Here is a 20,794-nt window from a genome sequence, read left to right on the forward strand (position 1 = left end):
TCACCCGTGATCGTCATCCAGCGTCAGAGTGACCCGTTCGCCCGCAAAGACGGTCTTGCCGTATTCAACCGGATGCCCCTGCGGATCGGCGTTGATGCCGACAGAATGCAGAACCGGCGCGCCCTCGATCAGGTGCAGGTGCCGGGCCTGAACCGCATCGGCCGCGCGGGCGGTCAGGCGGGTCGAGATCCGGGTATAGTCCGCCACGCCGCAGCGCCGCAGCGCCCTTGTGACCGAGCCGTTCTCGGCCAGCGCTTCGGGCAAGTCGGGCAGGCGCGCGGCGGGAAAGACGCTTTGGAACACCGCGATCGGCTGGCCATCTGCCAGCGACAACCCGTCATAGACATGCACCGGGTCGCCGGGGGCCAGGTTCAGCGCCTCGGCCTCGGTCTTGTCGGCGGCGCGGGTGATCAGCGACAGCACCCGCTTGCCCGGAATCTTGCCGCTGGCCGAGATGTTCTGGTGGTACCGGACCCGCTTGCCGATCGGGTAGTCGGTCGCTGCTGCCGAAACGAACACGCCGGCCCCGCGACGTGGATGCACCAGCCCCTGCCGCGCCAGTTCGGCCAGGGCCCGGCGCACCGTGTGGCGGTTCACGCCGTGGGTTGCGGCCAACTGCGCCTCGGTCGGCAGGCGGTCGCCGGTGGCAAAGCGCCCCTCGGCAATGTCGGCGGTCAGCGCCAGCGCGATGGTCTTCCAGATCGGTGTTTGGCTCATGTCATCAAAACTTCACAGCATATTCGTTGCGAGTCACCCTTTGCCCCGCTATGATTTGTCTAGTTGTATAGTAGTTGTAGACAACTTGGCCAAGAGGCTTTGATGGCGGATCAGACAAAAATCGCGAACGGTGATCGACGGGCCTGGCTGGGCCTTCTGGCACGTGCGCCGGCCGAGGCGCTGGCGGCCTTGTGGTCGGACTATGGCGCGCGTCCCGAATTCCAATGGCTGCGCACGCCCGAGATCGGCGGCGTCATGGTGCGCGGCCGGGCAGGCGGCACGGGCGCGCCCTTCAACCTGGGTGAGATGACGGTCACGCGCTGCGCTCTGGTTCTGCCTGACGGAACCGAGGGCCACGGATATGTGCAGGGGCGCGACAAGACCCATGCCGAAACCGCCGCTCTGATCGACGCGCTGATGCAGACCGGGGACGCGGACGCCGTGCGGGCGAAAATCCTGGAGCCGCTGACCCGTCAGGTTCAGGCGGCCAGATCGGCCCGGGCCGCCAAGGCCGCGGCCACCAAGGTCGAGTTCTTCACGATGGTTCGGGGAGAAGATCAATGACCCCACAGACCCGTTTTTCAGGCGGCTTCACCGATGCGCCGGTTCAGGCGGCCCACGCCTTTCGTGCGGCCATGACCGTGATGGCGCGGCCGGGCGAGATTCGGCAGCTGGTCGGCGCGACTCCGCCCGAGGGCCTGTCGGTCGCTGCGGGAACGCTGCTGCTGACGCTGAGCGACCCGGACACGGGTGTTTATCTGGCGGGCGCGGCCGACAGCCCGGCCGTTCGCCAGTGGCTGACCTTCCATACCGGCGCGCCCCTCGTGCCCGCCGCGCAGGCGGACTTCGCCGTCGGTCTCTGGCAGGATCTGATGCCGCTGGAACAGTACCGGATCGGCACGCCGGAATATCCGGACCGATCCGCCACCCTGATCGTGGAGTGCGGCGTATTGCACCAATCCGGCGCCACCCTGCGAGGGCCCGGCATTCGCGACACTGCACGCCTTGCCCTGCCCGATGTCGCGGCGCTGCAGGCCAATTCGGACCTGTACCCCTTGGGGTGCGATTTCTTCTTCACCTGCGGGGATACGGTCGCGGCCCTGCCGCGCAGCACCCGCATCGAGCCAAAGGGTTAGGCCATGTACGTAGCCGTCAAAGGGGGCGAAAAGGCGATTGAAAACGCCCATGCCTGGCTGGCCGAGGAACGCCGTGGCGATCCTGGCGTGGCTGAATTGTCCTTGGCGCAGATCCGCGAACAGCTCAGCCTTGCGGTGAACCGCGTGATGGCCGAGGGCTCTCTCTACGATCCCGATCTGGCCGCACTGGCGATCAAACAGGCGCGCGGTGATCTGATCGAGGCGATCTTTCTGATCCGCGCCTACCGTACCACCCTGCCGCGGTTTGGTTGTTCGACCCCGGTCGATACCGGCGGCATGGCCTGCGACCGCCGGATCTCGGCCACGTTCAAGGATGCGCCGGGCGGGCAGGTTCTGGGCCCGACATTCGACTACACGCACCGTCTGCTGGATTTCAAACTGGCCGCCGATGGCGCGGTGCCCGCGGCCCCCTCCGCCGCGCCGCGTCACGAGCCGACCCCGCACATCACCGAATTCCTCAAGGACGAAGGCCTGATCCAGGACGAACCCGCCAGCGATGAACCGCCCGGTGACCTGACGCGCGAACCGATGGAGTTCCCGGCCGACCGCCCCCTGCGCCTGCAAGCACTGACGCGCGGGGACGAGGGGTTCGTGCTGGGCATGGCCTATTCGACCCAGCGCGGCTATGCCCGCAACCACGCTTTCGTGGGCGAGCTGCGCATCGGCACCGTCGCTGTCGAGATGGAGATTCCCGAACTGGGTTTCGCGATCGAGATCGGCGAGATCGTCCTGACCGAATGCGAAACGGTGAACCAGTTCAAGGGATCAAAGACCGAGCCGCCGCAGTTCACACGCGGCTATGGGCTGGTCTTCGGCCAGTCCGAGCGCAAAGCCATCGCCATGGCGCTGGTGGACCGCGCCTTGCGCTGGGAGGAATTGGGCGAAGACGATCTGGGCGCTCCGGCGCAGGATCAGGAGTTCGTCCTCAGCCATGCCGACAACATTCAGGCGACCGGCTTTCTGGAGCATATCAAGCTGCCGCACTACGTAGATTTCCAGTCCGAACTGGAGCTGGTGCGCAAATTGCGCCGCGAGGCCGAAGAACGTCTGGAAGCACGCGAGGCCGCCGAATGACTTCAGTGACCTTCCTGCATCCTGTCCGCCGGCCGAGATGTCCTGCCAGCCGCAGCCCGGCGTGGTGCGGCCGTACCAATCGCGGACCATTCGCCACGCGTGTCGCGCCGCATGGCCTGGCGCCTTCGCCGGGCATGAACCCTGCGCCAGAGAAAATACAACAAGGCGACCCCCAAGGCCGAAGCAACCAAATAACCGTCCACAACACCACCAAGAACCGAAAGTGATACATCAAATGAATGAGTATAACTTCGCATATTTGGACGAACAAACCAAGCGGATGATCCGCCGGGCCATTCTCAAGGCTTTGGCGGTGCCCGGCTATCAGGTGCCATTTGCCAGCCGCGAGATGCCCATGCCCTATGGCTGGGGCACGGGCGGGGTTCAGGTCTCGGCCGCGACGCTGACCCCGGATGATGTGTTCAAGGTCATCGATCAGGGCGCCGATGACACGACCAACGCCGTGTCGATCCGAAAGTTCTTTGAAAAGACCGCGGGCGTGGCCACGACCGAAGAGACCGGGAAGGCCACCATCATCCAAACCCGCCATCGTATCCCCGAGGCCCGGCTGCGCGCCGATCAGATCCTGGTCTATCAGGTCCCGATCCCCGAACCGTTGCGGTTTCTGGAACCGCGCGAGACGGAGACGCGCAAGATGCACAGCCTGCAGGAATACGGGTTGATGCATGTGAAACTCTACGAAGACATCAGCCAGCACGGCGCGATTTCCACGGCCTATGCCTATCCGGTCCGGGTGGCCGACCGCTATGTGATGGACCCGTCTCCGATCCCGAAATTCGACAATCCGAAACTGGAGATGGACGCGATCCAGCTGTTCGGGGCCGGGCGCGAGCAGCGGATCTATGCACTGCCGCCGCATACGCGGGTGGTCAGCCTCGATTTCGAGGACTACCCGTTCGAGGCCAGCAAGGCCGATCACGCCTGCAATCTGTGTGGGGCCGAAGACAGTTACCTGGACGAGGTAATTACGGACGATGCAGGCAACCGGATGTTCGTGTGTTCGGACACCGATTACTGTCGGTCCCGCCGCGAGGCCGGACACCAAGGCCGTTTGGCGCAGGAGGGCACGGCATGACCCCGCTCTTGCAGGTCAAAGGCATCGAGAAGCGCTATGGCGCGCGGATCGGCTGCCGGGATGTCAGTTTCGACCTCTACCCCGGCGAGGTGATGGGGATCGTCGGCGAAAGCGGGTCGGGCAAATCGACCCTGCTGAACTGTCTGGTCGGGCATCTGGAACCGGATGCCGGGCAGGTGATTTTTGATACCCGCGCCGACGGGCCGGTGGATACGGTCACGATGTCGGAGCCGGACCGCCGGATGCTGGGGCGCACGGATTGGGCCTTTGTGCATCAGCATGCCCGCGACGGGCTGCGCATGTCGGTCAGCGCCGGCGGCAATATCGGCGAGCGGCTGATGGCCGTGGGGAGCCGGCACTATGGTCAGATCCGCGGGCAGGCCCTGGATTGGCTGGGCCGGGTCGAGATAGCGGAAAGCCGCGTGGACGACCGCCCCAGCGCGTTTTCGGGCGGCATGCAGCAACGGTTGCAGATCGCGCGCAACCTGGTGACCGGTCCGAGGCTGGTCTTCATGGATGAACCGACCGGCGGGCTGGACGTCTCGGTACAGGCGCGGCTGCTGGATCTGCTGCGCGGTCTGGTGCGCGAGATGGGGCTGAGCGCCATCATCGTCACCCACGATCTGGCCGTGGTGCGGCTGCTGGCGGATCGGTTGATGGTGATGAAGGATGGCGAGGTGGTCGAGGCAGGGCTGACCGATCAGGTGCTGGACGACCCGCAGCATGCCTATACGCAACTGCTTGTATCCAGCGTTCTGCAGGTCTGACTCCCAGCGAAAGGAACAACCGCGATGATCGAACTGACCGATGTGAGCAAGAGTTTCATCCTGCACAACCAGGGCGGCGCCGTGATCCCGGTGATGGCTGGCGCGTCGCTGCGGGTCGGGGCCGGGGAATGCGTGGCCCTGACCGGCGCCAGCGGGGCCGGGAAGTCCACGCTGATGCGGGTGATCTACGGCAATTACCTGGCGGCCTCGGGGCAGGTGCGGGTGGGTGGCCTGGACGTCGCTCGGGGCCAACCGCGCGAGATCCTGCAACTGCGCCGCGAAACCCTGGGCTATGTCAGTCAGTTTCTGCGCGTGGTGCCGCGGGTGCCGACGCTGGACGTCGTGGCCGAGCCGCTGCTGGCGCTGGGCGTGGATCGGCAGGCCGCACGCAGCCGGGCCAGCGCATTGCTGCGGCGGCTCAACATTCCCGAAAATCTGTGGGGGCTGAGCCCCACGACCTTTTCGGGCGGCGAGCAACAGCGGGTGAACATCGCCCGTGGCTTCGCGCATGACTATCCGGCGCTGTTGCTGGACGAGCCGACCGCCAGCCTGGATGCCGAGAACCGCGAAACCGTGTTGTCGCTGATCGACGAGGCAAAGGCGCGCGGGGCCGCCATCGTCGGCATATTCCATGACGCCGAGGCGCGCGATCGGGTCTGTGACAGGGCGGTGGATGTCTCGAGATTCGCGCCGGAGCGGATGAAATGAGCCTGGCGCCGGTCATTGCCGTAGTGGGGCCGTCCGGCGTGGGCAAGGACAGCGTGATCCGGGCACTTCTGGACCGGGAACCGGGATATTGCCGGGTTCGGCGGGTGATCACCCGACCCATGGGCGAACAGGGTGAGGACTTTGATCGCGTGACCGAGGCGCAGTTCCATCTGATGGCGTCCGACGGTGCCTTTGCACTGCACTGGTCCGCGCACGGGTTGCTCTACGGAATCCCGGCCTCGATCCTGGACCGGCGGCGCGCGGCCCGTGGCGTTCTGGTCAACCTGTCCCGTTCGGTCCTGACGCAGGCGCAGGACGTGTTCAAGGATCTGGTGGTCGTCTCGTTGACGGCCGCCCCCGAGGTTCTGGCGCAACGGCTCAGAGATCGCGGGCGGGAAAGCACGTCCGCGCAGGCCGATCGGTTGGGGCGGGCCGGGACCCCGCTGCCGGACGGCTTGCGGCGGGTGATCACCGTGGACAATTCCGGCCCGCTGGCGCGGACCGTCGATCAGATCCTGCAGCAGCTTCAGGGCGAAAGGGCATAGCGATGGATCACGTGAAACCGCCCGTCCTCGGCCTCGCCGACCAGCGCCAGATCCGGAATGTGGAACGGGGCGGGCAACAAGGGGGCAAGGTGGTGCTCCAGAGCCGCTTGGGTTCGGGCAAGGGTGTCCTTGTCCAGCTTGCCGGACAGGGTGATGTGAAACCGAAAGGCGTCCAGCACGTAAGGATAGCCCCAGGCCGCCAGGTTGGCCTCTTGCGCGGGCGTCAGGCGGGCCGCGCGCCGGCGGGCCAGATCCGCATCGGTCAAGGGGGCCCGAAACCCGTCCAGATCGCGGACGCAGGCCGCGGCCAGCGCGTTCAGCGCGTCGGTATCACCCACGGGGCGCAGGGCCAGGAACCGGCCCAGCCGGGCGATTTCCAACCCGTCCAGTGTCAGCGCGCGCCGTGCCGCCGCGAGGCGCGCGCAGGCGGCCTCGAGCGCGGGCAGCGTCTGCCCGGCGCGCAGGCGAAAGGGCGGCTTCAACGTCGCGTGCAGGCCGTATTTGCGCGGAACCTCGGTGATGCTGGCAATATCCAGACCATCGACCGCAGGGTGCCCAACCTCGGTCCCGGTCTCGGCGTCCCAGCCCAGCCAGGCCGTTGCGAATGCGGCCCAATCCGCGTTGCGGGGGGGAACGAAATAGATCGCGTAGCGCCTGTATCTCACCTTGGCCTCCTGTTGCGTGGCCTCTTGTTAGAACAAACCGTGTGAAATTCCGATGACAGATGAACTGATCCTTGCCAATGCCGCGCTTGTTCTGCCCGACGAGATCGTACGCGGCTGTGTCCGGGTCGCCGGCGGAACCATCGTCGCGGTCGATCCCTGCCCTCAGGTTCCAAAGGGTGCAATCGATTGCGAGGGAGATTTCGTCGGTCCCGGTCTGGTCGAACTGCATACCGACAATCTCGAGCGCCACATCCAGCCGCGGCCGGGCGTCGACTGGCCCCATGCCGCCGCGATCATCGCACATGACGCCGAACTGGCCGGCACCGGCATCACCACGGTGTTCGATGCGATGCGGGTCGGGTCGATCCCGTCGGGTGCGCGGCGGTATCTGCCCTATGCGCGCGGCCTCTCGCGCGAGCTGTGGGATCTGCGGGCGCAGGACGCACTGAAGATCAGCCATTTTCTGCATCTGCGGGCCGAGGTCTGCTCGGAAACCCTGATCGAGGAGTTGGACGATTTCGGCCCCGAGGACCGGGTTGGCATCGTCTCGTTGATGGATCACACGCCGGGGCAGCGCCAATTCCGCGACCTGTCCAAGTTCGAGGCCTATCTGAAGGGTAAATACGCGATGGACGACGACATGTTCCTGCAGCATGTCGCCCAATTGAAGGCCCTGCGGGACCGCAACGGAGACCGGCACGAACACGAAGCCGTGCGTGCCGCGCGCCGGTTCGGGGCGGTTCTGGCCAGCCATGACGACACCACGCTCGAGCAGGTGCAGGTGTCGGCGGGTCACGGCATTCGCCTGGCCGAGTTCCCCACCACCGTCGAGGCCGCCCGCGCCTGCCATGACCTGGGTATTCAGGTGATGATGGGGGCGCCCAACGTGATCCGAGGCGGATCGCATTCCGGCAACGTGGCGGCGCGCGACCTGGCCCGACGCGGATATCTGGACATCTTGTCGTCCGACTATGTGCCCTCGGCCTTGCTGTTGTCTGCCGTGCAGCTGGGCCGAATGTGGGGGGACATGGCGCGCGGATTGAAGACCGTGACCCTGGCCCCGGCGCGGGCGGCCGGGTTGACGGATCGGGGCGCGATTCAAGTCGGAATGCGCGGCGATCTGATCCGGTTCCGGATGCGGGACACAGTGCCGGCGCTGCGCGCGGTATGGTCACGCGGGCGCCGCGTGGCCTGATCAGGCGCGATAGAACAGATAGCGGTCGGGCGCGATGCTTTCGGGCCCGCGTATCTGTTCGAACCCTACCAACGGCTGACCCGAGATCAGGTAGCCGCCGGGAACCATGACCCGGGCGATCAGCGGGCTGAGCCGGGCGGCTTCGGCCACGTCTTCGTGCTTGATGCCGCGTCCGAAATCGTAATGCGCCAGCGCTACGCACGGGCCGCGATCGGCCAGCTTGGCCAACATCGGCTCGGCCTCGCCCTGCAGGAAATCCTCGGCGGGGGGCGTGCTGTCGGGGTGGCATTGTAGCACCCGGTCCATCACCCAGATGCGTCTTTGGGGCAGGATTTCGCGCAGATGATCGAAGGTGCGGCCATTGCCCAGACCCATGTCCAGCACGTCGCCGTCCAGATCCACGATCTGCGCCGCGGCCCAGTTCAACCCGTCGCGCTGGGCGGTCAGACGGCGCAGCATGGAATCCAGTCGGCTCATCGGGGTCTCCCTTGGTCGTTCAGTGCACGGGTACCGTCCAGATACGGACCGGACCCTGCAGTAGCTGCATCAGCAGCGCTTCGGTGAAATCCCAGATCTGTTGATCATGGACCAAATGGTGGGTCAACACGCCAAAAGGTTCCTGGGGGTCCGCGCGGCCCAGCCGGCGGTCGCGCAGCAGCGCAACGGTTTGGCCAATCAGCGCGTCTGGGTCGGCCAGCCCGCGTATGCCGCGCCAGTCGATCGGGTCCAGATGGGTGTTGACTTGCTCCAGCCCCGGCGCTGCCAGCCTTTGGGCACGCGGCGTCGCCGTCGACAGGAACCGATAGCCCAGTTCGGGCAGCGTCGCGGCGACTTCGGGCGCGATCCGGTTCCAAGGCGGCACGAACATCGGGCGCAGCCGATCCTGAAACTGGTCGCACAGTTGCGCAAGGCCACGGCGGGCGTCGTCCTTGATGGCCTCCAGCGGGCGGTGCAGGCGGAATTCGGCCTTTTTTTCACCGGCAGGCGCGTGGTTGTGGTGGGCCCAGCCATGAACCACCGGAATCAGCTCGGGCGTTTGAGCGACCAGCGCGGCAAGATCCGGCCGGGCCGCCTGCGGAATGACGGCCAGATGAACCGGCAGGCCCAGCCGCCGCGAAAGGTCCGACAGGCGTTCGAGTTGCGGCGTCGCCGCCACGGCATCATCGTCGCGCCACCACAGCGGCAGCGTCTGCCCTGCCTGTCCCCAGGCGCGAAGTTCCTCCGCCAACGGGGTCCAGTCCCAGGTCATCCGCGCGCCTCCCGCAGTTGCAGGGCGATTTGGACCGTCCGATGCGCACCGTCAAAACCTTGCCTGGCCGGACTGCGGCGGCCCTCGTCCATGACGGCTGCGACCGAACGGGCCAAGGCGTCTCCGGTCAGCTCCGCCGAGGACAATACGCGCAAGGCGGGCAAATGGGCGAGGCTGCGGGCCCGCAGGGTCTGTTCGACCTCCTTGCCGTCATCGAACGGGATCAGGACGCCCGGCGTACCCGCCTGCAACAGGTCCATCGCGGTGTTGTACCCGCACATGCCGACCGATGCCCCGGCCAGAGGCAGCATGTTGCGAAAATCCGGGCGGACCGGCTCGATCGTGATCGGCCAGCCTTGGGCGCGTGTGCGCAGTTCCTCCATGCGGACAGCGGCGTCGCCGCCGCCGACCAGCAGCCGCCAGCGGCTGCCTGGCATCTTTCGGGCGGCCTCGATGGCCGCGCGAAAGATCGGCTGCCCCACCGATCCGCCGCCGGCGCTTACCAGAACCTCGCCTTTGCCGATGCCGTCGCAATGGGGCAGCGGCGCTGGCGGGGCGACGAAACCGGTATAGTGCAGGCGGCTTTCCAGCCGCTCAGACACCGGCCAGCTGACGCCAAGGGGTGTGACTTGCGGGTCGGAATGCACCAGCACGCCGTCGAAGAATTCGGCCACGATCTCGTCGGCCCGTTCGGCCTTTGCGGGCTTGGAAGGCGGTGCCAGGATGTCGCGGATCGAACTGAGGACAACCGGCCGCGCCGGCAGGTCCCTAGCCGCCGACAGCAGGGCAAGAAACTCGGCGCTCAGGCTGCGGCGGCCGAAGGGGAACAGCTCGGTCATCAGGATGTCGGGCCGACCGGATTGCACCGCATCCACCAGCATTGCGGTCCGTTGCGCCAGATAGTTGGCGTCGGCGGGCTGGTCACTTTCGGTCAGCAGCCGCGTGAAATCGGTGCCATCCGAGCGCAGCGGCGGCAGTTGCACAAGGCTCAGGCCGGTACGATCCAGTTGCGGCGCGGGCATCCCGCCCGAGACCACCGTGACCGCGTGCCCGGCCCGGGCAAAAGCCCGCCCCAGCGTCAGCGCCCGGCTGAGATGCCCGGTTCCCAACAGATGGGTGACGGCGATCATGACGTTCATGGCATGTCCTCGCGCGGGGTCAGGCGGACCGGTTCGGGTTCGGGCTGCATCCGGTCCAGATCGACGACATACAGGCGGTTGCGTTTGATGCGGAATGGCGCGGGGCCGGCAAACTCCCACCCCCAGGTCCGGGCCAGAATGACGCGCATGATCCCGATATGGCAAACGGCGACCGCATCGGTTTGCAGACCGGCCAGCCAGGGTTCCAGCCGCGCCCAGAGCTCGGCCGGGCTTTCGCCGCCGGGGGGGCGGTAGGCCCAGCCCCAATCCTCGATATGGCGGTAACCGCTGTCGAGGTCGGCGATCAGGTCCAGACCGCGCTGTCCTTCCCAGTCGCCCCAGTCCATCTCGGTCAGAGCCGGGTCGGTCCGCGGCGCCCGCCCCGCGACCAATTGCGCCGTTTCGGTCGCGCGGCTCAGCAGGCTGGACCACAACTCCGCCTTGTCCCAAGGGGGCGGAAGGCGCAGGCCGGACAGTTGGGCGCGGGCTTCGTCGTCCAGAGGAATGTCGCTGCGCCCCTGAATGCGGCCGGCGCGGTTCCAGGCGGTATGACCGTGTCGCAGCAGGGCCAGACGTGTCACGTGCGGTCCTCCAGCAGGGGCGCGACGCCGGCCCAGAACCGGTCCGAGGCCGCCGGCATCAGGTGGCGGTCGGCGATGCGCTGACGGGCCCTTGCGCCCTCGGCCCGGCGCAGATCGGAGTCGGCCAGCAACACGTCGATGCGGGCGGCCAGCGCCTGCGGCCCGTCCTCCGGCTTGGGATAGTGCGACGGCGCCAGCACGTCCCGCACGCCGGGGCGATCCTGCGCCACCACCGGCACTCCGGCGGCCTGCGCCTCGAGATAGGTCATGCCGTAGGCCTCGTTCACGCCCGGCCAGACCAAGAGCGCGGCGCGCGCATAGGCGCCCTGCATCGCGGGGGCGTCCAATTGCCCCAGAAAGCGCACCCGCGCCCCGAAAGGGGCCATCAGGGCCTGAACCTGCGGCCGGTCCGGGCCGTCGCCGGCGATGTCCAGCGACCAGTCGCCTTTCAGCAGGGCCAGCGTCTGGGCCAAGATCGCATACGAGGCCAGCTTGTCGCCCGGCCGCATCATGCCCACGGCCAGCATCGGGCCGTCGCAGCGCGACAGGGGCGGCAGATCCGTACGCGGCAGGAACGGGGGCAGTTCGATCAGCGCCTGATCGCCATGTCTTTCCCGCTTCAGCGTGATGAAGTCGTTCGCCGTGTGATAGAAGATCACCCGGGCTGCATCGCATGCGTCATGGGCGGCGCGGGCGAACCCGGCCCATGGCCCGGTCAGGCGCGACAGGGCGCGGGTGCTTTCCAGTTGCACGTAAGGAATGCCGCGGGCCTTGGCCACCACGGGCCCCAGCAGATCGGGCGCCTTGTAATAGTTGTGGTAGGTCACCCACAGGCGGGTATCGCCGGGCAGGTCGGCGATCAACCGTTCGGCCTCGGATCGGGCGGCCCGACGCAGCGCGGCCTGGACCGATGCGTCCCCCGTCTTGTCATAGATGCGCAGGCGCGAGACCAGATCGACCGGTGTTCCATTGGCCCCGATTGCGGCCATCAGGTTGCGGGCCATCTGCCGGTCGCCCGACGGCACCGGGCTGTCCGGCGCTTTCATCGGTGCGTAGAAGGCGACCCGCGTCATCAGTCCCGGTCCGCGCACAACGCCCGCAGCCGGGCCGACAGCCGTGCGATGCCGGGTTCCATGCGGAATTCGGAAATCAACCGGTCATGGGCCGCGTCGGCCATCGCCGCGGCTTTCGCGGGGTCTGCCGCCAGTGCCGAGATCGCATCCGCCAGTGCGTCTGGCGTGTCGGCGGACAAAATCCCGTGTACCCCGCTCTGGATGAATTCGGGGATGGCCGAAATCGGCGTGGACAGGATCGGCAGCGTCTGAGAGGCGGCCTCCATCAACACGTTGGGCAGACCATCCCGGTCGCCATCCGCCGCGATGCGGCTGGGCAGAACGAACAGGTCGGCCGTGCGCATGGCCGCGATCACCTCGGGTTGGTCGCAGGCGCCCCGCCAGGTGATGCGGTCCGACAGACCCAGGGTTGCGGCCAGGTCTCGCAGGCCGTCCGACAAGGCGCCACCGCCGATATGGGTCCAGTGCCAGTCGAGGTCGGCAGGCAAAAGCGCCAGCGCCTGCAGCAGACGGTCAAAGCCTTTCTTTTCGACCAGCCGGCCCACCGAGAGCATGCGGAACGGCGCGCCGACCTCGCGCAACGGGCGGTCGGGGGCGGGCGGAAACCGCGACAGGTCCAGCCCGTGATAGATCAGATCGACCCGGGCCGGATCGTCGGCCAGCTCGCGCAGGTGGCGGGCACCGACGGCGGTGCAGGTGGCGCCGAATGCCGCGCCGTGGGTGCTGGCCTGCAGCTTTTCGCGCTTTTCCCAGTCGGGCGAGGTCCAGATGTCCTTGGCATGGGCCGAAAAGCTCCACGGCAGGCCCCGCATGATCGCGGCATAGCGCGCGACCGAGGACGGCGTATGCATGAAATGCGCATACAGCGCGCGGGTCTCGGCGGGCAGTTCGGCGGCAAGAACGCAGGCCTGACCGAACCGGCGGATGCGGTTGTGCGTGGGGTCGCGCCGCAAATCCTGCCGCCACTGCCGATAGGCGCGGTCGTATCCCGGCATGGCCCGCGCGGCCCGGCGCGCCGCCCAGACCCGTTCGGGTTCCTGGTACAGATATTCCGGCAGGTAATGGACCGTGCCGGCGAACCGGTCATGCAGCGGGTGGCGTTTGGTGTCGGTCGGGTGGCGCAGCGACCAGATGTCGAACTCGTGGCCCGCCTCCTGCAGGGCGACCAGTTCCTGGGCGATGAACGTCTCGGACAGGCGTGGCCAGCCCTTGACCAACACCGCCAGCCTGGGTGCGGATCTGCTCATCCGGTGGCGCGCTCCCGTTCCTGCGACAGCAGGGCATCGACGCGGCCGGTCACATAGTCCAGCCCGTCCAGAAGGCCCGCGCGGATCGCCTGCGATGGCAGCGGCTGGTTCGGCAGGTCGCGGATGGCGGCGATCATCGCCTGGGGCGTCAATCCATCGCGGGTTTCGTCCAGCATGCGGACCAGGCCCAGGTCTTCGGCGCGCGAGGCGCGGATCCATTGTTCCAGCCGCGGCGTGGTGCGCGGAACGATCACCGCGCGTTTGTCAAACGACAACACCTCGCAGAAGGTGTTGTAGCCGCCCATGCAGACCACCCCCGCCGCACCCGCGAACAGGGTCTCGATCTGCGATTCGAACCCCACCGCCGTCACCCGCCCGTTCAGGGCCGCGACACGGGCTTCGAAGTCGTCGCGCAACTCGCCCGACAGGAAGGGGCCATAGACCAGCACGGCGCGCGGCGACAGGTCTGGGTCCTGCTCGTAGGCCGACAGCACAAGGTTGACCATGGCCTTGCCATCCCCTCCGCCGCCGGGCGTGATCAGGATGTAGGGCTGATCCGGCGGAGTGCCGAGCGGTCCCAGATCGCGGCGCAGATAGCCGGTCCAGTGAATGCGGGCCTGGGTCGCCGGGCTGAGCGGCAGACCCCGGGTCGGGTCATAGACCGAACGCAGACCATAGACCCAGATTTCGTGGTAGAATTTCTCGGTCGTGGCAACGGCATCCTTGCGGGCCCATTCGGCGGCCAGAACTTCGGGTTCATCAAGTACGTCGCGCAGGCCCAGAACCAACTTGGCATGGCCGGTTTCGTGCAGGTGTTCAAGCGTCGGCAGCAGTTCGCCGCGGAACCCGGTGGGCTCTTTGTCGACGATCAGAACGTCGGGGTCGAACTGGCGCACGGCGGTCTGGATCAGGCCTGACCGCAATTCGGTCACTTCGTCGATGCCCATGCCGATGGTCTGCGCCGCATAGGAGCCATCCGCGCGTTTGGTCACGCCGGGCAGGCGCACATGGTCGACGCGTCGTGGAAAGGTGAACCGGCCGGCGACCGGGGATCCGGTCAGGATCAGCGCCGAGGCCTGCGGATCGGCCTGGGTGATCGCGGATGCCAGAGCGCGCGAACGTCTGAGATGGCCCAGACCGAACGTGTCGTGGCTGTAGAACAGGATGCGCGGCGCGCGGCCGGTGATTTGGTCTTTTGTGCCTAGGCCCATGCCTTCGCCCGTTTCATTGGTCTCGGTGCATTTTCCGCGCGTTCGCACCTGATAGCTTATCTTTTCCGGGTCCGCTTGCCAAAGGCGCTGTTTCAGCGCCGCAAATGCGTCAGGCATTGCGATTTGGCAACAGCCCTCGGGCATCTGCCGACATGAACCCGAAACGTGTTTGCAGGCGCGGGATGGCCGGTTTCGGATGTGTTACTCGGATATCAGGCATTTGAAAATATGCCGGCCGTCAGGAATGTTGCAAAAAACACGCCACTACACGTTGTCGGGAAATCCCGGCCGGATGGTTTGAACAGGGCCGCGCGCGCCTGTAGGCTGCCGGACAGCCGAAATGAAACTGGATGCCGAGCCCCATGAATTTGACAGTTCTTGTCCGCGTGATGTGCCTGTGTTGGGCGATGATGGTCGCAGGTGCGATGCAGGCTTCGGCCCAGACCCCGCTGATTCCGGGGTATCCGACGGGGTCGGACGACCAGACCGGGACAAGCAGTGACTCGGACATTGCCGCCGCCATCCGCGCGGCGACCGAGGCGGGGGCCAGCGTCATCGTGATCGACAGTGCCGGAAATGTGGTGCCCTCGGGTGCAGGGGCCACCGCTCGGGCCGAGGACGCGCCGCATGATCCGATGTCGGAAAGCTCGCAGTTGATGAAGGCGCAGGAGCGCGTCGCCAAATTCAGCGAGGCCGTCCGGTCGCGGCTCGAGGCGTTGCCCTATTCGATCTTCGAGGTGCGATACATCCTGGAACAGACCAGCCCCGACGGCCGGATCATGACCTATGTCGAGGTTCTGGGCTGGAACATCCTGTTCCTGCTGCTGGGCCGGTGGCTGTCGATCGAACTGTACGGCAAGCGTTTTGCCCGACGGTGGGTCGTCGCCCGGATCAAGGAAAACCCGCAAGGGTATCGAGAAAAGATGCCGTTCCTGGTGTTCCGGTTCCTGATGGGAATCGGGGCCACCGTCTTTGCCATGCTGATGGCGCTGTTGGTGGGCTATCTGGTTTTCGGCGAGGCCGAGGATATTTCCATCCAGTTCACGATTACCGCGATCTTCACGGCCTTTTTCCTGTCGCGCACGGTTTCGGACCTGTGGCGGATGGTGTTGTCACCCTATCTCAGCCAATATCGCCTGCCGCCGTTTTCGGACCGGGACGCCAAGCGGCTGTACATCTGGGCCTCGGTGCTGGCGACCTACGACATCACCGCGGTTCTGTTTTCGACCTGGGTGGCGGATTTCGGCCTCAACTACAACGTCTATGCCATGGTCTATGGCACCCTGACCCTGATCGGGCTGGTCGGAAACATCCTGATGATCCTGTTCAATGCGCGGGCGATCTCGAACGCGATCCGGGGCGGGCGCAGGCCGGACCAGGTGTCGTGGCTGCTGCGCTTCGTATCCTTCGGCTGGGCGCCGGTGCTGATTATCTACCTGGTGTTCAGCTGGTTCAAGCTGGCGGTGGATCTGGTTCTGGAAACCGAGGATTCGATTCCGATCGTGGCCAGCAGCTATCTGATCTTCATGTCCGTGGTCATCGCCTATGGGGCCATGAATTATGTTCTGGAACGGTATTTCGACCGCAATCGCCAGATCGAGGCGATGAACGCCGAGGCCGACACGGATGATGAGGCGCGGCAGACTTCGGAAACGCCCGAGGCCGAGCAGCGGCGCCACGCGCTGGTCACCTACGAGGATCTGGCCCGGCGCGTGGCCGGCATTCTGGCCTTCGTGGTCGGCATCTATGCGCTGGTGGTGATCTGGAACCCAGATGCCAGTTGGAGCGAGGATCTGCCCGTCGGACGCGCGCTGGACGTGATGGTGATCCTGTTCATCGGATATATCCTGTTCCATTTCTTCCGCATCTGGATCGACACGAAAATCGCCGAAGAGGTCGAGGATGGTGGCGGTCAGGCCGAATTGGGCGACGAGGGCGGCGAAAGCGGTCAGAGCCGGCTGGCAACACTGCTTCCGCTGTTCCGTGGCGCCATTCTGGCCATTGTGGTGGTCTCGATCGGTTTGATTGCCCTGATGGAGGTCGGCATCAATGTCAGCCCGTTGTTTGCCGGTGCCGGTGTCGTCGGTCTGGCGGTGGGCTTTGGGGCGCAGACGCTGGTGCGGGACATCTTTTCGGGCGCGTTCTTTCTGTTGGATGATGCGTTCCGCAAGGGCGAATACGTTGATATCGGCGACGTGAAGGGGACGGTTGAAAAGATCTCGGTCCGGTCGATGCAACTGCGCCACCATCTTGGGGCGCTGAACACCATTCCCTTCGGCGAGATCAAGGTGCTGACCAACTATTCCCGCGACTGGGTCATCATGAAGTTGCCGCTGCGGGTGACCTATGACACCGATGTCGAAAAGGTGCGCAAGCTGATCAAGAAGCTGGGGCAGGAATTGCTGAGCGACCCGGTGATCGGCGACAATTTCATCCAGCCTCTCAAATCGCAGGGCGTGATCGAGATGCAGGATTCCGCGATGATCATCCGGGTCAAGTTCATGACCAAGCCGGGCGATCAATGGTTGGTGCGCAAGCGGGTCTATCAGGAGATCAGGGAACTGTTCGCGCGCGAAGGCATCAAGTTCGCCCACCGCGAAGTCACGGTGCGACTGGCCGATGGCAAGGAGGCCGGCGACCTGACGCCGCAGCAGCGCGAGGCGGTGACCGGTGCGGTTCAGGCCGCGATCGACGAAGACTATCTGGATGATATCGGACCGGGCGGCGACGATCGCTGACCAAGCGGCTCCCGCCCCCTCGGCCCGGCGTCTTTTAAGAGACACCGCCGAGGCGTTGGGCCGGGCCGCGCGTGCCGCGCGGCGGTCGCGCGTATGTCAGGACGGCTCCCACACGGGATCGGAGGTGCCCAGCCGGGACGCGGGCAGCGGCCAGCGCATGCCGGCTGGCCCCACGTTCAGTGCGGGCTTCAGGCGATGACCCGGCCCCCACCCCGATTGCTCGGTGTCTTGGGCATAGTCCGCAGGGGCGGGCTTGGTGATGTCTTCGGTGGTCTCGGTCTTGGCGAGGCTGGCCAGAAGTTCGGCCGTGCGGGCCAGCGACAGCCGGGCATCCATGATGGAACGGCCCAGGGTGGCCTCGGTCAGGGCCGAGAGGACGGCGGCGGCCATCAGGTAGCCGGTCGCGTGGTCCAAAGCCTGAACCGGCAGCGGGGTCGGTTTTTCAACCTTGGCCCACAGGCGGCCGGCATCGGCGATGCCCGCGCTCATCTGCACCAGGCTGTCGAACCCGCGCCGGGTCGCCCAAGGCCCCTGCCAGCCGTAGGCGTTCAGCGTGACCTCGATGCGGTTGGGGGCAATCGCGTCGCGTTTGGCCTTGTCGAGGCCCAGTGCGTCCAGCGCCCCCGGGCGATAGCCGTGCACGAACACGTCGGCTTGGGCGAGCAGCTCCTGCAGTCGATCCATTCCTGCCGGCGATTTCAGATCCAGATAGGCACAGCGCTTGCCCAGTGAGATGTCGGGGATCACCCCGGGCTCGTCCCAGCCCGAAGGGTCGATCCGCAACACCTGCGCCCCGAACCCCGCCAGCGTCCGGGTCGAGACCGGCCCGGCCAGAACGCGGGTCAGGTCCAGAACCCGCAGCCCCGACAAGGGGCGGGCAGCGGTTGCCCGGGGCCGGTCGCGCAGAGTGATCCGGCGCGGACCGTGCCAGCCGATCAAGGGGTCGCGGGCGACGGCGCGGCCCTGCGGGTGGTCGAGCCACTCGGTGCGGCTGCGCATGGCTGCCGCAACGCCGCCCTCGGCCACGATCCGGGTTTCCAGGTCCGAGATCGACCAGCCGCGGATGGCCTGCGTCACCGCAGTGCGGTCGGCCGGGGTGCCCAGCACTCTGAGCGCGGCCGCCCGGTGATGCGGCAGGTTGGTGTGCAGCCGGATCCAGCCGTCGGCGGCCTGATAGTCGACGGCGATTGGATCCCAGAGGTTCGGCATTTCCCACCCGTCGGGTTTGAAGGAATACCCGAACCAGAGGGACGCCAGGCGCCGATCGACCGACACGGCCGGCGCCGTGGCGGCAAGGTTGGCGGCCTGCATGAACCGGGCAAGTTCGATCCCGACGGCGGCGAAGCTGGCAGTGGCCAGGTTCGAGACGGCAAAGGCGCTGGCAAGCGCACCGGTCCCGCTGACCCGATAGGCCTCGGCCGGCGGAAGCGCCGCCAGCAGGCTCATTGTTGATAGGGGTCCAGGCTGTCGCGCAGCCCGTCACCCAGGAAATTGAAGGCCAGCACCACCACGATGATCGGCAGCATCGGGATGGCCGTCCATGGATAGATCTCGATCGAGGCAAGGTTCTGCGCGTCGTTCAGCATCACGCCCCAGCTGACCGCCGGTGCCCGCAGTCCGAGGCCGAGGAAGCTGAGCGCCGTTTCCCCCAGGATCATGGCCGGGATCGACAGTGTGGCCGAGGCAATCAGATGCGACATGAAGTTGGGCAGCAGATGCTTGCGGATCACCCGGCCAGAGCTGGCGCCCATCATCTCGGCGGCGCGCACATATTCCTCTTCGCGCAGCGACAGGAATTTGGCGCGCACGGAACGGGCCAGACCGGGCCAGTCGAGGATGCCGAGGATGATCGAGATGATGAAGAACACCGCCACCGGCGACCAGTTCGACGGCACCGCCGCCGACAGCGCCAGCCAAAGGGGCAGTTCGGGCAGCGACCGCAGGATCTCGATCACGCGGTTGATGACCCAGTCGATCCGCCCGCCGAAATAGCCGGCCAGCGATCCGAACAGGATGCCCAGGAAGAACGAGACCGAAATGCCGATCAGGCCCACCGTCAGCGACAGCTGCGCGCCATAGAGGATGCGGCTGAACACGTCGCGGCCCAGCCGGTCGGACCCCCACAGGAACAGGGTCGTGCCCTCGGGCGGGCAGAACAGATGCGTGTCGGTCGGGATCAACCCGGCCAGCTTGTATTCCGAACCCTCGCAGAAGAACCGGATCTTGCGCGGGTCGTCCGTGTCGGTCACGAATTTCCACTGGAAGGTTTCCAGATCGGCCTCGGCCACGGTCGGATAGACGAAGGGCCCGATGAACTCTCCGTCGTGGAACCAGTTTATCGATTGAGGCGGGGCGTACAGGTGTTCGCCGTTGCGGTCATTCGGCCCGTAGGGCGCAATGAACCCGGCAAAGGGCAGCATCAGGTAGCACAACAGCAGGAAGATGCCCGAGATCAGGCCCAGCCGGTGGGTCTTGAACTTGCGCCAGACCAGCACCCAGTTGGGGGCGTCCAGGTCCTTGCGCTCCAGCTCCTGCAGGGCGGCCTGCGGGTCGAAGGGGGCGTCATCGACATAGCGGCCATCGGGAAGTCTGCTCATGCCTCACGCCCTTCGTAGCGGATGCGCGGGTCAAGCATGACCAGCAGGATGTCGGATATCATGGTGCCGATCAGGGTCAGCAGGGCCACGAACATCAGGATGAAGGCCGACAGGAACTGGTCCTGTGTCTTCAGCGCCGTCAGCAGGGTGGGGCCGATGGTCTGCAAGCCCAGCACCACCGACACCAGAACCGAGCCCGACACCATCGAGGGCAGCAGGTTGCCGATATCGGCCACGAACGGGTTGAAGGCTACGCGCAGCGGGTATTTCGTCAGCATCCGCGACGGCGCCATGCCCTTGGCGATGGCGGTTTCGACATAGGGCTTGCCCAACTCGTCCAGCATGTTGGCGCGCAGGCGCTGCATCATCGCCGAGGCGCCCGAGGTCCCGATCACGAAAGTGGGCACGATCAGGTGCACCAGGATCGACTTCATTTTGTCCCAGCTCATCGGCTGGCCTTCATAGACCGGGTCCATCAACCCGCCGATGGGCAGGTTGAAATAGCGGTGGCCGTAATAGAACAGGATCAGCGCCAGCAGAAAGTTGGGCGTGGCCAGCCCCAGATAGCCCACGAAAGCGGTCGTGTAATCGACCCAGGTCCGGGACTTGGCCGCCGCCATCACGCCCAGCGGCAGGGCCACCGCATAGACGAACAGGATGGCGGCCAGGTTCACCACGACCGTCAGCCACAGCGTATCACCCACGATCTCGGCCACGGGGCGGTCGAATTCGAAGGACCAGCCATAGTTGCCTTGCAACAGCCCTTCGAACCCGTGCGGGCCGGGGAAGAACCCCATCCAGATCAGGTATTGTTGCCACATCGGCCGGTCCAGCGCATATTCTTTGCGCAGGAACTCGGCCTTGGCCACGCCCGCCGACTGCCCCGAGGCCTGCAACTCCGCGATCTGGTTGCTGAGATAGTCGCCCGGCGGCAGGTTGATGATCACGAAGATCATCACCGACACCACCAGAAGCGTCAGCAGCATCGTGAAAAAGCGATACACCGCATAGCGGAGCATGATCATCGGCCGGCCC

The 20,794-nt window shown here is 66.1% G+C and carries 21 protein-coding genes; 9 read left to right on the forward strand and 12 right to left on the reverse strand.

Features of this window, described 5'->3' with window-relative positions; translation table 11 throughout:
* Positions 1 to 717: a phosphonate metabolism transcriptional regulator PhnF gene (gene phnF, locus F3H26_RS08315; protein WP_149775592.1), complete on the reverse strand. Its 717-nt coding sequence runs from the start codon at positions 715 to 717 to the stop codon at positions 1 to 3.
* Between the two features lie 102 nt (positions 718 to 819).
* On the opposite strand from phnF, the gene phnG reads away from it, so the two are divergent.
* From phnG to phnN, 7 genes are all read left to right on the forward strand, one after another.
* Positions 820 to 1,281: a phosphonate C-P lyase system protein PhnG gene (gene phnG, locus F3H26_RS08320; RefSeq protein WP_149775593.1), complete on the forward strand. Its 462-nt coding sequence runs from the start codon at positions 820 to 822 to the stop codon at positions 1,279 to 1,281.
* Positions 1,278 to 1,853: a phosphonate C-P lyase system protein PhnH gene (gene phnH, locus F3H26_RS08325; RefSeq protein WP_149775594.1), complete on the forward strand. Its 576-nt coding sequence runs from the start codon at positions 1,278 to 1,280 to the stop codon at positions 1,851 to 1,853. Before phnG ends, phnH begins: the two co-directional genes overlap by 4 nt.
* Before the next feature lie 3 nt (positions 1,854 to 1,856).
* Positions 1,857 to 2,948, forward strand: coding sequence for a carbon-phosphorus lyase complex subunit PhnI (locus tag F3H26_RS08330; RefSeq protein ID WP_149775595.1), 1,092 nt, complete (start codon positions 1,857 to 1,859; stop codon positions 2,946 to 2,948).
* Positions 2,949 to 3,183: 235 nt separating this feature from the next.
* Positions 3,184 to 4,044, forward strand: coding sequence for an alpha-D-ribose 1-methylphosphonate 5-phosphate C-P-lyase PhnJ (locus F3H26_RS08335; RefSeq protein WP_149775596.1), 861 nt, complete (start codon positions 3,184 to 3,186; stop codon positions 4,042 to 4,044).
* Complete coding sequence (gene phnK, locus F3H26_RS08340) at positions 4,041 to 4,811, forward strand: phosphonate C-P lyase system protein PhnK (RefSeq protein ID WP_149775597.1); 771 nt, start codon at positions 4,041 to 4,043, stop codon at positions 4,809 to 4,811. The genes F3H26_RS08335 and phnK overlap by 4 nt, the downstream gene beginning before the upstream one ends.
* Positions 4,812 to 4,835: 24 nt before the next feature.
* Positions 4,836 to 5,519 (forward strand): phosphonate C-P lyase system protein PhnL, encoded by a 684-nt coding sequence (gene phnL / locus F3H26_RS08345; protein WP_149775598.1) that lies wholly within the window; start codon positions 4,836 to 4,838, stop codon positions 5,517 to 5,519.
* Positions 5,516 to 6,064 (forward strand): phosphonate metabolism protein/1,5-bisphosphokinase (PRPP-forming) PhnN, encoded by a 549-nt coding sequence (phnN, locus tag F3H26_RS08350; protein WP_149775599.1) that lies wholly within the window; start codon positions 5,516 to 5,518, stop codon positions 6,062 to 6,064. Before phnL ends, phnN begins: the two co-directional genes overlap by 4 nt.
* Here the strand turns inward: phnN and F3H26_RS08355 are convergent.
* Entirely contained in the window at positions 6,046 to 6,729 is a 684-nt protein-coding gene (locus F3H26_RS08355; protein WP_149775600.1) for a DUF1045 domain-containing protein, read from the reverse strand. The two genes, phnN and F3H26_RS08355, sit on opposite strands and share 19 nt — an antisense overlap.
* Before the next feature lie 52 nt (positions 6,730 to 6,781).
* On the opposite strand from F3H26_RS08355, the gene F3H26_RS08360 reads away from it, so the two are divergent.
* A complete protein-coding gene (locus F3H26_RS08360) occupies positions 6,782 to 7,924 on the forward strand; it encodes an alpha-D-ribose 1-methylphosphonate 5-triphosphate diphosphatase (RefSeq protein ID WP_149775601.1) in 1,143 nt (380 codons plus the stop codon).
* Here the strand turns inward: F3H26_RS08360 and F3H26_RS08365 are convergent, their stop codons facing one another.
* From F3H26_RS08365 to F3H26_RS08395, 7 genes are read right to left on the reverse strand one after another with little or no spacing between them, the layout of a single operon-like run.
* On the reverse strand, positions 7,925 to 8,401 hold the full coding sequence (locus F3H26_RS08365) for a class I SAM-dependent methyltransferase (protein ID WP_149775602.1): 477 nt from the start codon (positions 8,399 to 8,401) through the stop codon (positions 7,925 to 7,927).
* Positions 8,402 to 8,420: 19 nt separating this feature from the next.
* On the reverse strand, positions 8,421 to 9,173 hold the full coding sequence (locus tag F3H26_RS08370) for a polysaccharide deacetylase family protein (protein WP_149775603.1): 753 nt from the start codon (positions 9,171 to 9,173) through the stop codon (positions 8,421 to 8,423).
* Positions 9,170 to 10,312: a glycosyltransferase family protein gene (locus F3H26_RS08375; protein WP_149775604.1), complete on the reverse strand. Its 1,143-nt coding sequence runs from the start codon at positions 10,310 to 10,312 to the stop codon at positions 9,170 to 9,172. The genes F3H26_RS08370 and F3H26_RS08375 overlap by 4 nt, the downstream gene beginning before the upstream one ends.
* Entirely contained in the window at positions 10,309 to 10,893 is a 585-nt protein-coding gene (locus F3H26_RS08380) for a histidine phosphatase family protein (protein WP_149775605.1), read from the reverse strand. Before F3H26_RS08380 ends, F3H26_RS08375 begins: the two co-directional genes overlap by 4 nt.
* Complete coding sequence (locus tag F3H26_RS08385) at positions 10,890 to 11,966, reverse strand: glycosyltransferase family 4 protein (protein WP_149775606.1); 1,077 nt, start codon at positions 11,964 to 11,966, stop codon at positions 10,890 to 10,892. Before F3H26_RS08385 ends, F3H26_RS08380 begins: the two co-directional genes overlap by 4 nt.
* A complete protein-coding gene (locus F3H26_RS08390; protein ID WP_149775607.1) occupies positions 11,966 to 13,213 on the reverse strand; it encodes a glycosyltransferase in 1,248 nt (415 codons plus the stop codon). The genes F3H26_RS08385 and F3H26_RS08390 overlap by 1 nt, the downstream gene beginning before the upstream one ends.
* The gene (locus tag F3H26_RS08395) at positions 13,210 to 14,424 is read right to left on the reverse strand and encodes a glycosyltransferase family protein (RefSeq protein WP_188127726.1); all 1,215 of its coding nucleotides are present in this window, start codon (positions 14,422 to 14,424) and stop codon (positions 13,210 to 13,212) included. The genes F3H26_RS08390 and F3H26_RS08395 overlap by 4 nt, the downstream gene beginning before the upstream one ends.
* 362 nt (positions 14,425 to 14,786) lie before the next feature.
* Between F3H26_RS08395 and F3H26_RS08400 the strand changes: the two genes are divergently transcribed.
* Entirely contained in the window at positions 14,787 to 17,162 is a 2,376-nt protein-coding gene (locus F3H26_RS08400; protein ID WP_149775608.1) for a mechanosensitive ion channel family protein, read from the forward strand.
* Between the two features lie 96 nt (positions 17,163 to 17,258).
* On the opposite strand, the gene F3H26_RS08405 is transcribed toward F3H26_RS08400, so the two are convergent.
* From F3H26_RS08405 to F3H26_RS08415, 3 genes are read right to left on the reverse strand one after another with little or no spacing between them, the layout of a single operon-like run.
* Positions 17,259 to 18,608 carry a CoA transferase gene (locus F3H26_RS08405; protein WP_149775609.1) on the reverse strand — a complete coding sequence of 450 codons (1,350 nt, stop codon included), beginning with the start codon at positions 18,606 to 18,608 and terminating at the stop codon, positions 17,259 to 17,261.
* Positions 18,605 to 19,759, reverse strand: a complete 1,155-nt coding sequence (locus F3H26_RS08410; protein WP_149775610.1) for an ABC transporter permease — start codon at positions 19,757 to 19,759, stop codon at positions 18,605 to 18,607. The genes F3H26_RS08405 and F3H26_RS08410 overlap by 4 nt, the downstream gene beginning before the upstream one ends.
* Complete coding sequence (locus F3H26_RS08415) at positions 19,756 to 20,784, reverse strand: ABC transporter permease (RefSeq protein ID WP_149775611.1); 1,029 nt, start codon at positions 20,782 to 20,784, stop codon at positions 19,756 to 19,758. The genes F3H26_RS08410 and F3H26_RS08415 overlap by 4 nt, the downstream gene beginning before the upstream one ends.
* Positions 20,785 to 20,794: the final 10 nt, after the last annotated feature.

Source organism: Ruegeria intermedia (genome assembly GCF_900129345.1).
Lineage (GTDB): Bacteria > Pseudomonadota > Alphaproteobacteria > Rhodobacterales > Rhodobacteraceae > Ruegeria > Ruegeria intermedia.